General features: G+C 63.1%; 10 protein-coding genes. 6 read left to right on the top strand and 4 right to left on the bottom strand.

The window, feature by feature from the left end; translation table 11 throughout:
* The first annotated feature begins 267 nt into the window (after positions 1 to 267).
* From ACO06J_RS12260 to ACO06J_RS12235, 6 genes are all read left to right on the top strand, one after another.
* Complete coding sequence (locus tag ACO06J_RS12260) at positions 268 to 1875, top strand: peptide ABC transporter substrate-binding protein (protein WP_421761000.1); 1608 nt, start codon at positions 268 to 270, stop codon at positions 1873 to 1875.
* Between the two features lie 83 nt (positions 1876 to 1958).
* Positions 1959 to 3725, top strand: a complete 1767-nt coding sequence (locus ACO06J_RS12255) for a dipeptide ABC transporter ATP-binding protein (RefSeq protein ID WP_421760999.1) — start codon at positions 1959 to 1961, stop codon at positions 3723 to 3725.
* A 12-nt stretch (positions 3726 to 3737) separates the two neighbouring features.
* Complete coding sequence (locus ACO06J_RS12250) at positions 3738 to 4670, top strand: ABC transporter permease (protein WP_421760998.1); 933 nt, start codon at positions 3738 to 3740, stop codon at positions 4668 to 4670.
* A complete protein-coding gene (locus ACO06J_RS12245) occupies positions 4667 to 5557 on the top strand; it encodes an ABC transporter permease (RefSeq protein WP_421760997.1) in 891 nt (296 codons plus the stop codon). Before ACO06J_RS12250 ends, ACO06J_RS12245 begins: the two co-directional genes overlap by 4 nt.
* A gap of 1 nt (position 5558) precedes the next feature.
* Positions 5559 to 6737: an aminotransferase class V-fold PLP-dependent enzyme gene (locus tag ACO06J_RS12240; protein ID WP_421760995.1), complete on the top strand. Its 1179-nt coding sequence runs from the start codon at positions 5559 to 5561 to the stop codon at positions 6735 to 6737.
* 83 nt (positions 6738 to 6820) lie between these two features.
* Positions 6821 to 7534 (top strand): FadR/GntR family transcriptional regulator, encoded by a 714-nt coding sequence (locus tag ACO06J_RS12235; RefSeq protein WP_421760994.1) that lies wholly within the window; start codon positions 6821 to 6823, stop codon positions 7532 to 7534.
* Between the two features lie 3 nt (positions 7535 to 7537).
* On the opposite strand, the gene ACO06J_RS12230 is transcribed toward ACO06J_RS12235, so the two are convergent.
* From ACO06J_RS12230 to ACO06J_RS12215, 4 genes are all read right to left on the bottom strand, one after another.
* The gene (locus tag ACO06J_RS12230) at positions 7538 to 8851 is read right to left on the bottom strand and encodes an HlyD family type I secretion periplasmic adaptor subunit (protein ID WP_421760993.1); all 1314 of its coding nucleotides are present in this window, start codon (positions 8849 to 8851) and stop codon (positions 7538 to 7540) included.
* On the bottom strand, positions 8848 to 10623 hold the full coding sequence (locus ACO06J_RS12225; RefSeq protein ID WP_421760992.1) for a type I secretion system permease/ATPase: 1776 nt from the start codon (positions 10621 to 10623) through the stop codon (positions 8848 to 8850). The genes ACO06J_RS12230 and ACO06J_RS12225 overlap by 4 nt, the downstream gene beginning before the upstream one ends.
* Positions 10624 to 10680: 57 nt before the next feature.
* Entirely contained in the window at positions 10681 to 12981 is a 2301-nt protein-coding gene (locus ACO06J_RS12220; protein WP_421760991.1) for an Ig-like domain-containing protein, read from the bottom strand.
* 156 nt (positions 12982 to 13137) lie between these two features.
* The gene (locus ACO06J_RS12215) at positions 13138 to 13890 is read right to left on the bottom strand and encodes a FadR/GntR family transcriptional regulator (RefSeq protein ID WP_421760990.1); all 753 of its coding nucleotides are present in this window, start codon (positions 13888 to 13890) and stop codon (positions 13138 to 13140) included.

Raw genomic sequence — 13890 nt, 5'->3', positions numbered from 1 at the left:
GTTTTGCAGCACTCCGAATGCGCTGCTGAAATCTTCGCCTTTTGGGCGGAATGGGCGGGAAGATCGGCTGGACAAGCCGAATTCCATTTGTCAGACATATGTCATTGGACAAGTAGCGGAGGTTTTTGCTGCTTGCTCGACAACGGTGGATGGGAGCGTTTTCCAGCCTGCCGATCAGGGGGTGCCGTGGCCGGAACCGGCGGCGGTATCGCATAGACGACGACTAGCTCTTCAGAACATCATGCTCTGCACAAAGGAGGGAGCTCAATGAATGCGTTGCTGAAATTTGTCGGCACGCTGGCGCTTGCTGTGGGACTTACCGCAGCACCGGCGCTGGCCGAGACAAAATTGACGGTGCCCGGCGGTTCGACCACCGGCACCTACATGGACTACATGAAGACCGTGTATGCCCGTGCATCTGGCGCCGAACTGTTGCAGCTGCCGCTCACCAGCTTCGACAACGAATACCAACTGACCCCGCTCGCCGCGGAAAGCTGGACCCAGTCTGCCGATGGCCTGACCTGGACGTTCAAGCTCCGCGACGGCCTCGTCTGGAGCGACGGCGTGCCCGTCACGGCTGAAGACTATGTCTTTGCCCTGCAGCATGCTGCCACCTCCGGCTATGACTTCGCCTGGTACTGGGACTTTGCCGGCGGCGTGAAGAACTGGAAGGAAGTCACCGAAGGCAAGGCCGACGCGTCGACGCTTGGCCTCAAGGCGGTGGACGACAAGACCCTTGAACTCACGACCAATGCCCCCAAGCCGTATCTGCCGAGCGTGGTGAGCCTCTGGTACCCCGTTCCCAAGCATCAGTTCGACAAGTTTGGCGACGACTGGTCGACCAACGTGGAAAACGTTGTGTCCTCCGGCCCGTTCAAGCTCAAGAGCTGGGAAAAGTCGAACAACTCGGTCGTTCTGGTCAAGAACGAGACCTATACCGGCCCCTGGCCCGCAGAAGTCGACGAGCTGACCATCGACCCCTCACTTGGCCTGCCTGAAGTCGGCATGCCGGCGTTCCTTGCTGGCGACGTGGCGTTCACCTACCTCAATGCTGGCCAGATCCCGGTCATGCAGCAGCGCGCTCCGGATAGCATCCGTTCCAACGCGGTGTTTGCGACGTCCTACATCTCGTATGACCTGAACTCTGCGCCCTTCGACAATGTCGATGTGCGCCGTGCCTTCTACTATGCCGTCAACCGTGACGAACTGACCAAGACCGTGCTCAAGGATATCGCGATCCCAGCCGGCTCGATCCTGCCGCCCGGCTACCCTGGGTACAACAAGGACATCGCCGCCGAGGCCGTGTTCGATCCTACGAAGGCCAAGGACTTCATGGCCAAGGCCGGCTACCCGGATGGCAAGGGCTTCCCGCCCGTAGAGATCTGGCTGCGTGAAGAAGGTGGCTATAACGGCGCCATCCTTCCCCCGATGGCTCAGTACCTGCAGTCGCAGTTCAAGCAGGTGCTTGGCATCGACATGCAGATCAAGATCATGCCCGGCAAGGACTGGATGGAAGGGCTGCTCCAGCACAAGAACAACCTGTTCCTGGCGCCCTACGAGTATGACTATCTCGATCCGTCCAACTTCTACGGCATCTTCTACAATGGCGGCCGTCACAACTACCACGTCGCGGACTACGACGCGGCAGTGGCTGCAGCCGACTCGAACCCGGTCTGGGAAGAGCGCCTGAAGCTTTATGCCAAGGCCGAGCAGATCATGATCGACCAGGGCCTGATCGTGCCGCTCGTGCACCCGATCATCAAGGCCGTGGTTTCCGACACCCTTGGCGGTGCCGGCGTGACCCCGAACTCGCAGGGCTTCACCCCGCTCGATCGTATCGGCAACTTCCTCTACTCCCACATCTCGGTGAAGTAAGAGGCCTTAACCTGCTCCCCGGCCTTCGGGCCGGGGAGTTCTCCCTCAGGGGACCCCATTTTCCAAAAGGAACCACTGCACCGATGAGCCTGGTGGACATCAAGGGACTGCGCGTCAGTTTCGCCCAGCACGGCGGTGTGGTGGATGCTGTCCGCGACATCAGCTTCACCCTCGCCGAAGGCGAAAGCCTCGGCATCGTCGGCGAATCCGGCTCGGGTAAATCCGTCACCTGCATGGCGCTGATGCGGTTGCTCAGCGACGCGGCGACCGTGAAGGCCGAGCGGCTGATGCTCGATGGCGTCGACGTGCTCCGCGCCAGCCGCGAAGACCTCAGCCAGTTGCGTGGCCGGTCGGCGGCGATGATCTTCCAGGACCCGATGACGGCGTTCGACCCGGTGTTCACCATCGGCCATCAGATCGTCGAAACCATCCGAACACATCGCAAGCTTTCCAAGCGCGACGCGCTGGCGGAGGCCGAACGGTTGCTCAAGCGCGTCGAGATCATGAACGCAGCTGACGTCCTCGGCTATTATCCGCACCAGCTGTCGGGCGGCATGCTGCAGCGGGCCATGATCGCCATGGCGCTGTCGTGCCGGCCCAAGATCCTGATCGCCGACGAGCCGACCACCGCGCTCGATGTGACCATTCAGGCGCAGATCCTGCAACTGATCAAGGAACTGCAGGCCGAGTTCGGCATGGCGCTGATCATGATCACCCACGATCTGGGCGTGATCGCCGAAACCGTCGACCGCGTCGTCGTCATGTATGGCGGCCGGGTGATGGAAGAGGGCCCGGTGCAGCAGATCTTCGATGCGCCCAAGCATAGTTACACCCAGTCGCTGCTGACGAGCCTCACGGCCAGTGTGGCCAAGACCGCCGAGAGCGCTCCAGAAGCGATTGCACCGGCACTGGAGCTTCGCGACCTCTCCAAGGTCTACGAGCTGCGCCGCCGCGGTCGCATCTTTTCAACGCGCGTCGACCACCATGCCGTGCGCGGCGTGAACCTCACGCTCGAGCGCAACAAGATCGTCGGCCTCGTCGGGGAATCCGGCTCGGGCAAGAGCACGACCGGCATGATGGCGATGCGGCTGATCGAGCCGACCGACGGGCAGATCCTCGTCGATGGCGCCGACATCAGTTCGATGGGGTCAGCAGAGCTCAAGTCTTTCCGCCGCCGCATGCAGGTGGTGTTCCAGGACAGCTATTCCGCGCTCGATCCCATGATGACGCTGACCCAGATCATCACCGAGCCGCTCGATATCCATGGCGTATTGCTGCCCAAACAACAGACAGAGATGGCGCTCGACTGGCTGGAAAAGGTCGGACTCGATCGCAGCTTCGGCCAGCGCTATCCGCACGAGCTCTCCGGCGGTCAGCGCCAGCGCGTGGCCATCGCCCGCGCCCTGATCCTCGGCCCCAAGGTGCTGGTGGCAGACGAACCCACCTCGGCGCTTGACGTCTCGGTGAAGGCGCAGATCATCGGGCTGCTCAAGAACCTGCAGCAGGAAATGGGGCTCTCGATGCTGTTCATCAGCCACGACCTCTCGGTGGTGCGCTCGCTGACGGACAGCGTGGTGGTGATGTATCGCGGCCGCATCGTCGAGCAGGCGCCGACCGCCGAGCTCTTCGCCAACCCGCGTCACCCCTATACGCGCGCGCTGCTCGATGCGATCCCCGCGACCAACCCGCGTGATCGCCGCCAGCGTCAGTTCCTCAAAGCCGCCGATATCGAGGCAGCGACGCCGCGCTTTTCCGCGGAAGCGCTCAACGACGGGACCAAGCCCTGGGACACCCCGCAATTGATCACCGTGGCCCCTGGCCATCTCGTCGAAGCCATCGTGACGGCATAGGGAGCACCTCAGATGATCGGATTTATCGTCAGACGCCTGTTCTCCATAGCGGTGACCTTCTTTGTGGTCTCGCTCATCGTTTTCCTGATGATGCATGCCGTGCCCGGCGGCCCGTTTGATGGCAATGACATGCCGGTCTCGAAGGCGGTACGCGACACGCTGATGGCCAAGCTGGGCCTCGATCAGCCGCTCTGGGTGCAGTACGTCAAGTACATGTCCGGCGTGCTGCGGCTCGATTTCGGCGTGCCATATCAGGCGCCGGGCGAGACGGTATTGAGTCTCCTCGCCAATGCCTGGCCACCAAGCCTGCTGCTGGGCGGGCTGGGTGTGCTGATTGGCGCGCCGCTGGGGATTCTCCTCGGCATGGCCGCCGCGTTGCGCCGCAACACCTGGATCGACTACCTGGCGTCCGCCGTGGCGACGGTGGGGCTGACGATCCCGGTCTTCGTCATCTCGATGGCGCTGATCCTGATTTTCGCGGTCTGGCTCAACTGGCTGCCGGCCAGTGGCTGGGGCAAACCCGAGCGCTGGGTACTCCCCATCATCGCCTACGCGATGATCCCGCTTGCCACTTACGCTCGCTACACGCGTTCGGCGATGCTCGATACGCTCAACCGGCCGTTCGTGACGGCGCTGCGCGCCAAGGGGTTGAGCGAGCGCCGCATCATCTTTCAGCATGTGCTGCGCAACTCGGCCATCCCGATGGTCACGGTGTTCCTGCCCATGTTCATCGGCACCGCCACCGGCTCGATCTTCGTTGAGGCCATGTTCCGGGTGCCGGGGCTCGGTTCGTACTTCGTCTCCTCGATCAACAACCGCGACTATCCGCTGGAAATGGCGCTGGTGCTGATGGTGACGGTGGCGTTCTGCCTCGCCTACCTGATCTCCGACATTGCCTATGCCTGGCTCAACCCGCGAATTCGCTTTGGGGAGCGTGCCCGATGACCGACACAGCTGTCACAGGCGCCATCGCCCCGGTAACGCAGCGCAGCCCGTTCTACTTCGCCATGCGCCGATTTGCGGCCAACAGGGCTGCCATCGGGGGCGGTATCGTGCTGGCGATCCTGGTGCTGGCGGCGATCCTCGCGCCACTCTTCACCAAGACTGACCCGACGCAACAGGCCTTTCTGACGCAGGCGCTGGCTTTCCCATCATCCGAGTTCTGGTTTGGCGTCGATGACCTTGGTCGCGACTTCTTCACGCGCATCGTCTATGGCGCGCGCGTCTCGCTCACCATCGGCTTTGCCGCCGCCACCTGCAGCGTCCTGATTGGCATTCCGCTCGGCGCGCTGGCCGGCTATTTCGGCGGCAAGACCGACTGGATCATCATGCGCATCATCGAGCTGTTCTCGGTGGTGCCGTCACTGCTGGCGGCCATGCTGCTGGGTGCGCTGACAGGCGGCGGGTTCCTCACCATCATAACCATCGCCGCGCTGTTCGGCTGGGTGCAGGTGTGCCTCCTCGTCCGCGCCCAGGTAAAGGCGCTGCGCGAAAAGGAATTCATCCGTGCGGCGCAGGCCCTTGGAGCCTCGCCCTGGTACATCATTCGCCGGCACCTGATCCTCAACTCGATCTCGCCGATCATCGTCGGCTTCGTGCTCTCGATGCCCAACGCCATGATGCTGGAAGCCAGCCTGAGCTTTCTCGGCATCGGCGTGCCGCCGCCGACCCCGAGTTGGGGGCAGATGATCAATGTCGGCATGAATTTCGTGTTCTTTTATTGGCACATGGCGGTGTTCCCCACCGCCGCGCTTGCCATCACCGTGCTCGCCACCACCCTGTTCGGTGATGGCCTGCGCGATGCTCTCGATCCTACCCTCAAGGGGCGTTGAAGTGTCTGATAATCTAGCGCGCCAGTTCCTCCTGCGCGACGACGTCGTCTTCCTCAATCACGGCTCGTTTGGCGCCTGCCCACGGCCGGTCTTCGAGGCCTATCAGGGCTGGCAGCTCGAGCTCGAGCGGCAGCCCGTGGCGTTTCTCGGTAGCAAGCTGCTGGTTGAGCGCCAGAAGGCGACCCGCGTCGACCTCGCGGCTGAGCTCGGCACATCGGCCGACAATGTCGTCGGGCTGACCAACGCCACGCTTGGGCTCAACATCGTGGCCCAGTCGCTCGACCTCAAGGAAGGCGACGAGATCCTCACAACCGATCACGAATATTCGGCGCTCGAAAAGACCTGGGCCTATGTGGCCCGTCGCACCGGCGCAAAGATCGTCGTGGTCAAGATCCCGATGCCGCTCCTCACCGAGGCGCAGTTCACCGATACTTTGATCGCCGCGATGACCGACCGCACGCGCGTGCTGTTTTTGAGCCACATCACCTCGCCCAGCGCGCTGGTCTTCCCGATCGAGCGCTCGGTGGCCGAAGCGCGGCGCCGGGGTATCTGGTCGGTGATCGATGGTGCACATGCGCCGGGCCACATCCGGCTCGACCTCGACAAGCTGGGTGCCGATTTCTACTCGGGCAACTGTCACAAATGGATGATGGCGCCCAAGGGCTCGGCCTTCCTCTACGTCCGCCCCGAACTGCAGGTCTTGATCAACCCGCTGGTGATCAGCCATGGCTGGACGGCTGACAACAAGGACCCGGGTGTCGTCGGGCCATTCGGCAATTCGCCATTCGTCGACAGCATCGAAATGCAAGGGACACGCGATCCGTCGGCCTGGTTCGCGGTGTCGGACGCGCTGAAGTTCCGCAACGACAATGACTGGTGGAACATCGCCGACCATTGCCGCCAGCTCGCCCAGGATACCGCCGCGCGCCTGCGTGAAATGACGGGTCTCGCGCCGCTCAGCGCCCCCGAATTCTGTGCTCCGCAAATGGTAGCGATGCCGGTTCCCGCCATCGAGGACCCGTTGGCGATCCATGACCAGTTGCTGGCCGACTATGGGATCGAGATCCCGGTGTTCAACTGGCAGGCGCATTCGATCGTCCGGCTCTCGGTACAGGGGTACAACTCCAAGCCACAGATGGATATTTTGCTCGGCGCGCTGAAGACAGTGCTGAAACTGTAAGGGCGGCGGTGCGGCGTGGCCGCCTGCTGACAAACCAGGCGAACTGTGATGAAGGTGCCCGCTGACAAGAGGAGAGCGGCCCGGTGAAACACGATGGTACGCTGAGCTATCTGGAACCGCTCGAAAGCCGCACGCGCGGCGCGGCGGTGCTGGACTCGCTTGCCGACATGATCGAGCGTGCCGGCCTCAAGATCGGTGACCGGTTGCCGCCTGAGATCTCGCTGGCGGCGACGCTCGGGGTGGGGCGTTCGACCATTCGCGAGGCGCTAAATCGCTGGGAGGGATTAGGGATCATCCGGCGCCGGCGCGGCGACGGGACCTATCTGTCGGCCCGTGTCCAGGCGACGCGGGGCCTCGCTCCGACGATGATCCGGCTCGAAGGCGAGGCGCTGCTCCGGCTGATCGAAGTGCGCCGGGCGCTCGAGAACTCGGTGGTGCGCCTCGCGGCGATCAACGCGACATCAGCACAGCGCGCACGGATTTCCGTGCTTTGCACCGAACTGATTGCCGAGGTCGATGCGCGCCGCAACTGGCACGAGGCCGATGCGGCGTTCCATGGCGCAATCTACGAGGCCTCGGGCAACCCGATGTTCGGGCAGATCCTCTCGAACCTCGATCATGCGCTGGAGCGCTCCAGTGAATCCCCGTTCGGTAGCGACGCGTTCGGGATTGCATCATTCCCCCCGCATCGCGATCTCGCCGATGCGATTGTCGATGGCGACCCCGACGGAGCGCAGGCAGCAATCACCCTCGTCCTCGATATCGTCGAGGACGAAATTAAGAGCCTTATCGCCTGAACCCTATTCGCGCAGGGCGTGCGACATGCGCTCGCGGATGGGCTGTGCCAGATAGTCGAAAAAGCTGCGTTCCGATGTGGTGATGAACGCCTCTGCCGGCATGCCGGGCAGGAGTTCGACATCGCCCAGTCGCTCCAACTGTCCGGGCGCAAGGTGAAGAGTAACCGGGAAATAGCTGGCGCGCGACACCGGGTCCTGGACGAGGTCCGCACCCACCATGGTGACGGTCGCATCGAGGTCTGGCGTCGTGGCGTGATTGAGCCCGGAGAGGCGGATGGTGGCGGACTCGCCTTGGTGAACCGCATCGACATCCTGTGGGGAAATCCGCGCCTCGATATCGAGCGCGCCGTCCGACGGCACGACGATCATCATGACATCGCCCGGGTTGATCACCCCGCCCACCGTGTGTACGGCAAGCTGATGGACGATACCGGCAACCGGCGAGCGGATTTCCGTTCGCACCAACTGGTCCGAGGCCGCCACTTGGCGCTCGGTGTATTCAGAAATGCCGCGCTCGGTGTCGCTAAGCGCGCTGCCCGCGTCCGCGACCGCGGTCTGGTCGATGCTGATCGCCTGCAGCCGCGTCTCGGCGATCTTGCCGCCCAATTCTGCGATGCTGGCAACGATCTGGCCGAGTTCGCCCTGCAGCCGGGCAACGCCACTCTGGACCTCACCGACCCGGCTCTGCGCAATATTGCCCTGCTGGAAGAGCGTGTGCGCCCGGTCGAGCTCGGTAGACGCCAGGTCCAGTTCGGTCTGCTTGGCCTTTTGCTGGGTGGTAAGGCCGAAAATCTGGCTCTCAAGCTGCTCTATGCGCTTGGCGAGCTGGTCCTTCTGTCCGTTCCGTGACGCAATGCGGATCGCGAATAACCGCTCTTCGGCTGCGCGAAGCGTCACCACATCCGGGTTGCCTTCGCGCCCGGCGAAGTAGGTGGGAAGTCCCAACATAGCCAGCCCGTCCCGTTCGGCCCTGAGACGGGCGGACGCCATCCACAACTCGTCGAGTTTGGACTCAACGATATCGAGATTGGCCTTCGCGGTGGTGGCATCGAGACTGACGAGTATCTGGTTCTCGGTTACCCGATCACCGTCATGCACGTGAATCGCCGCGATGGTGCCGCCAGTGGGATGCTGGATCTTCTTGACGCTGTCGGTCACCTCAAAGTGGCCCGAGGCGATCACCGCGCTCGAAAGCGGCGCCAGCGTGCCCCAGGCGACGAACCCCGCGCCGAAGAGGCCAATCAGCATCAGCCCAATGCGGCGGTAGCGGCGGATGGAGACGCCGTAGGGCGAGCCGGAATAGGCGAGACTGGTCATTGGGCGCGCCCCGCTTTGACGACGTGGACGGGAGAGGCAGCGGCTGCCGCAGGCTGTTGGCCCAGTTCGCGCAATACCCTGTCCTTGGGGCCGAACAGCTTGATGGTCTTGTCCATGACCAAAGCCACCTGATCGACCGAGTTGAGCGTCGAGGGGCGGTGCGTCACTACCACTGCGATGCCGCCGCGGGCCCGGACCCCGGCAATGGCGCGGGTCAAAGCCTCGTCGCCGTCAGCGTCGAGGTTCGAATTGGGCTCGTCGAGCACTACGAGGAACGGATCGCCATAAAGCGCGCGGGCGAGCCCGATGCGCTGGCGCTGGCCACCCGAGAGGAACGCACCGCCATCCCCGATGGGGGTGGAATAGCCGTCGGGCAGGGCGACGATCATTTCATGCGCACCCGCCGCCCTTGCCGCCTTGATCACGGCCGCAGACGTCGCTGCCGGATCAAAGCGCGCGATGGTCTCGGCGATGCTGCCCTCGGGCAGGGCGAGGTCCTGCGGAAGGTAGCCGACATGGCGGCCGAGCTCTTCGCGGTCCCACTGGCCGAGTGCTGCGCCATCAAGCCGGATTTCGCCCTTCGATGTGGTCCAGATGCCGACGAGAGCCCGGGCCAGCGATGATTTACCCGAGCCGCTCGGTCCGATGATCGCGAGCCCGGCGCCTTTCCCCAACGCCATTGACGCATTGGCGAGGATGGGGTCATGACGACCGGGGGCTACGAGGGTGATGTTTTCCACCCGCAGCGACTCGGCGGGCGTCGGCAAGGACATGTGCTTGGTGGTCGTGGTGATCGCGAGCGAGGTCTTGAGCCGCTGGTAGGCCTGCCGTGCCGCGACGAAATTGCGCCAGTTGCCGATCGCCGTCTCGATCGGCGATAGGGCGCGTGACACCATGATCGAGGCCGCAATCATCGCGCCGCCCGAGATCTCCTGCTGGATCACCAGGTAGGCGCCAAGCCCGAGGATGCAGGACTGGAGGATGACGCGGAAGATGCGGGCGACGCCCCCAAGGTCCGCCTGCACGTCACCGGCAGCGAGCGCGGCGTCGCGTGCGGCGCTGCTCAGCTTGTGCCAGCGGCCGGCCATGGCGCTGCGCATGCCCATGGCATCGATCGCTTCGGCATGCCGGCGCGCCGCATCGACGAACACATGCCGCCGCAAAACGCTCTCGCTGGCATCGCCCGCCCGGGTTCGCGCCGCGATCTCGGTGAGCGCAGTGAGCGAAACGATGATCACTCCGCCGCCGATGGCGAGGAGGCCTAGCCAGGTGTGGAGCAGGAAGCACCCGGCGACAAACAGCGGGATGAACGGAATATCGAAGAAGGCCGTGGGGCCCTGGCTGCCGAGGAAGCTCTTGAGCTGGTCGGCATCGCGAACCGGCTGCAGCGCTTCGGCGGGCGAGGCGCCTTGGAGAGGAAGGAGGGTTGCGGCGCGAAAGGCGGCGGGCGCCAGTTCTTCATCGATCCGGGCGCCGATGCGGCTCAGGATGCGCATGCGCAGCACGTCGATGGCGCCCTGAAGGCCAAAGGCGGCAAGTGCCAAGAGCGACAGAACCACCAGAGTTTCGACACTGCGGCTCAGCAGCACGCGGTCATAGACCTGCAGCATGTAGATCGAGCCGGTGAGCGTCAGAACGTTGACGACGCTCGAGAACAGCCCGACCGAGAGCAGGTCGCCCATCCGGCGACGCAACGCACTGCGCGCCAGCATGGGATCGGCTGCCGGCGCACCGATGCCGGCAGAAGAGGTCGCCGCGGCGTCTTGCTTCACTCTACGCTCCTGCGCGGTTCTGCCTGAACCGCCGCAGGCTAGAAGCCGCGAGGAGGATCAGGCGATCAACAGGAAATCGGCTGCCGTGAGGGCAAGGCCTTTGCTCAGCGTTGCAATCTGCTGCTGTGCCGCGCCGCCAATTCCGTCGGCGTCATAGTAGAGGGCACCGGTTGACGAATTGTAGATGAACCGGTCCGACGCGTCACCCGCCGAAGCGCCGGTGAAGAACTGGCTGGCATCGAGGGTGCCGAGGTTGAGGCTGGCCGCAGCGAAGATGGATTTGCTGAGCACGATCGTGTCGTCGGTGGCGTTGAAATCAACGATCTTGTCGACACTGCCGAGTGCTGTATCGAACACAAACTTGTCCTTGCCGCTGCCGCCCGTAAGCGTATCGATGCCGCCCTTGCCGTAAAGCGTGTCATCTCCATTGCCGCCGCTGAGTTTGTTGGCCGCTGCATTGCCCGAGAGGATGTTGTTGAGCGCGTTGCCCATGCCGTTGGCGGCGCTGGAGCCGGTGAGGTAGAGGTTTTCGACGTTTGAGCCGAGCGTGTAGGAGAAGCCCGCGTAAACCGAGTCTGTGCCGGCATTGCTGCCCTCGGTGACTGTGTCGCCGGAATTGTCGAGGTAGTAGGTGTCGTCGCCGGTGCCGCCGGCCATCTTGTCCCTACCAGTGCCGCCATCGATGATGTCGTTGCCGCCAAGGCCATTGAGCGTATCGTTGCCCGCAAGCCCGTTGATGGTATCGTTGCCGTCGGTCCCGTTCAGCGTGTTTGCGTTGCTGTTCCCCGCGATCACCGACGAAGCGGTCTTGAAGTTGAACGCATCAGGGGTCGAGAAACCGGCGAAATTATTGAGGGCGGTATCGTGGAACGCCGTCGAGTCGAGCGTGATGTAGTACGATTCCCCTGCCGCGAGGTTACTGGTGGGATTGATGGTCACGACTCCACCGGAGATCGACACCTGCGATGTGTCGTTGGCGCTGATGGTCATCAGCACATCGCCATTGGCATGGTGGATGACGATGGTGCCGTCGCCAGCCGCTACTGCTTCGCTGAACGTCAGCACCAGGTTGGCGCCAACTGCGACCGACTGCGAATTGTCCGCAGGCGTGAACGACTGCAGGGTGGGCGCTGTCGTATCGGGAGGCAGCGGCCCGACCAGACTCGAGATGGCACGGGTGCCATCAAGGAACGTCACGTATTCGACGCCGCTTAGCGTATCGAGGCCCTGCAGAAGGTTGCTGATGGAGAAGGTCAGGGTCAGGTCGTCGTAGGTGACGGTGCAGTCGACGAAATTGGCATTTATGATGCAGGTGTCGCTGCCATCGCCGCCGATGATCGTGTCGTTGCCCAGGCCGCCAGCAAGCGTGTCGTCGCCGCCATTGCCGCGCAGAATGTTGTTCGCCTGGTTGCCCGTAATGGTGTCATTGCCCGAGCCGCCATTGGCGTTTTCGATCAGCGAGGCAACGTTGCCGTTGTAGAGGTAGGCACTGGCGATGTTGCCGCGTGCATAGTGGCCATAGCCGAGGCTGGCGAGTTGTGTGGAACTCGTCGTCGTCCAGCTGCCGGGGCTGAGATCGACCGTCAGGTTGGTGGTGTAGTTGGAAAAATCGTAGGTGTCGTTGCCGCCGCCATCCCACAGCGTCATGAAAATCTTGTTGGCGGTCGGCGCGCCCTGGCCGGTGCCATTGATCGACATCTCGCCAGTAGTCGGGTTCCACGTGTAAGTGGTGTTGCCCGAGTTGGTGGTGTAGTTCGCGCCATACATGTACTGCAGCGCAGCGATGTCATCGAGCATCAGGGTCTGTGGAAAACTGCCCTGCGAGGCGGTGTAACCGTTGAGATCGGCACCGACGAACGAGCGGTAGGTCATCACCGAGTATTCGAGCGAGTCATGGTCTGTCGGCAGCGCTGCGAGCCCGTCCTGCCCGTGATCGAGGCCAAGGGTGTGGCCGATCTCATGCAAGAACGTGGCATAGGCATAGGTGCCCTTGAGCGGCGTGTTGTAGTCAGTGTGGTTGAGCCAGATATCGCCGCCCTGGATGGCAGCGCTTGGATAGTAGCCGTAGGCGGTACCGGCATTGTCTTCCTCGGCAAAACGTAGCGTGCCGTGCACTGTGGATGTCTCTGTCACCTCGGTGAACGTCAGCAGGGTGTAGGACTGGTACATCTGGAAGATGGCGCGCACAGCCGCCTGCTGGGTGGCGTTCATCGCCTCAAAACCGCTCTCGGTATAGCCCATCTGCGAGAGCAGCGTTGGAAAGCTGAAGGTCAGGTTGGGGTCGGTCCACTTTGTCCCCGACAGCACGCCATCGATATCGAAGTTGCCGGTGAGGCTGACTGAACTGGTGGACGGCATGACGATGAATTCCCCATTGCTGCCAGCCTCTGGACCCCTGGGCATGGCTTCAACAATTTATCGCAGCCAGAACTTAAAAGAGTCCCATCGTCGACTGCGAGAGTTCGCGCTCCAGCGCCAAGATTCCGGTAACCTTGTTGTTTGGTGACCTGCGGGTCAGGCCTCCGGGGAAGCGAAGCGCTTCATGGTGTGCGTCAGGTCGCCCACGACAATGGCGTCGATTGCTGCAGCCGCCTGCACGGGATCTCCGGCCTCGATGGCAACGACCAGGGCTTCGTGCCGCAGGGTAGAGGCGAGCCGCGTCTCATGCCGCTCGGCTAGGCTCCCCGACGTGGCGGCAAGCGCCAGTGTCAACTCGACGACACCAGTTACCGAACGCAGCAGCGGGTTGCGGGAGGTCTCGGCAATCAGCCGGTGCACTTCCAGATCGGCAAGGGCGTGCTGTTCCACACTGTCTGCGGACAGGTCCATCTGGTGCACCCAGTACTTGAGCAGGCGAACCTGTTCCGCCGTACGATGCCGGACGGCAAGGTCTGCGGCGCGACGTTCCAGCGCCTGCCGCACATCGAACAGGCTTTCGATAAAGCGCCGGTCTAGCTGCGCTTCGAAGTGCCACGACAGCACCTGCGCGTCGAACAGGTTCCAGCGGCTGGAAGGTGACACGCGGGTGCCGACTTTGGGACGGGCTTCCACCAGCCCTTTTGCTTCGAGGGTCCGCAGGGCCTCACGCAGCACGGTGCGTGAAACACCGTAGTTTTCCATCATCACTGCATCGGTAGGGAGGATCGAACCGATCGGGAACCGGCCCGTAATGATACCGGCACCGATTTCGTTAATGACAAAGGTGTGGAAGTTCCGCGCGGCAGGTCGCCCCGAAAGAGAGCGGATGAGGCTGCCAGCGTCGCTCAT

It is taken from the genome of Devosia sp. (assembly GCF_965229025.1).
Taxonomy (GTDB): domain Bacteria; phylum Pseudomonadota; class Alphaproteobacteria; order Rhizobiales; family Devosiaceae; genus Devosia_A.
The sequence above is the reverse complement of the archived record's forward strand: the minus strand, read 5'-3'. Positions and strand labels throughout refer to the sequence as shown.

Bases quoted from the DNA above. Each gene is read 5' to 3' on its own strand.
- ACO06J_RS12255 (WP_421760999.1), top strand. From the start codon at position 1,959: ATGAGCCTGGTGGACATCAAGGGACTGCGCGTCAGTTTCGCCCAGCAC.
- ACO06J_RS12260 (WP_421761000.1), top strand. From the start codon at position 268: ATGAATGCGTTGCTGAAATTTGTCGGCACGCTGGCGCTTGCTGTGGGA.
- ACO06J_RS12220 (WP_421760991.1), bottom strand. From the start codon at position 12,981: ATGCCGTCCACCAGTTCAGTCAGCCTCACCGGCAACTTCGATATCGAT.
- ACO06J_RS12215 (WP_421760990.1), bottom strand. From the start codon at position 13,890: ATGAGCGACGCTGGCAGCCTCATCCGCTCTCTTTCGGGGCGACCTGCC.
- ACO06J_RS12250 (WP_421760998.1), top strand. From the start codon at position 3,738: ATGATCGGATTTATCGTCAGACGCCTGTTCTCCATAGCGGTGACCTTC.
- ACO06J_RS12230 (WP_421760993.1), bottom strand. From the start codon at position 8,851: ATGACCAGTCTCGCCTATTCCGGCTCGCCCTACGGCGTCTCCATCCGC.
- ACO06J_RS12245 (WP_421760997.1), top strand. From the start codon at position 4,667: ATGACCGACACAGCTGTCACAGGCGCCATCGCCCCGGTAACGCAGCGC.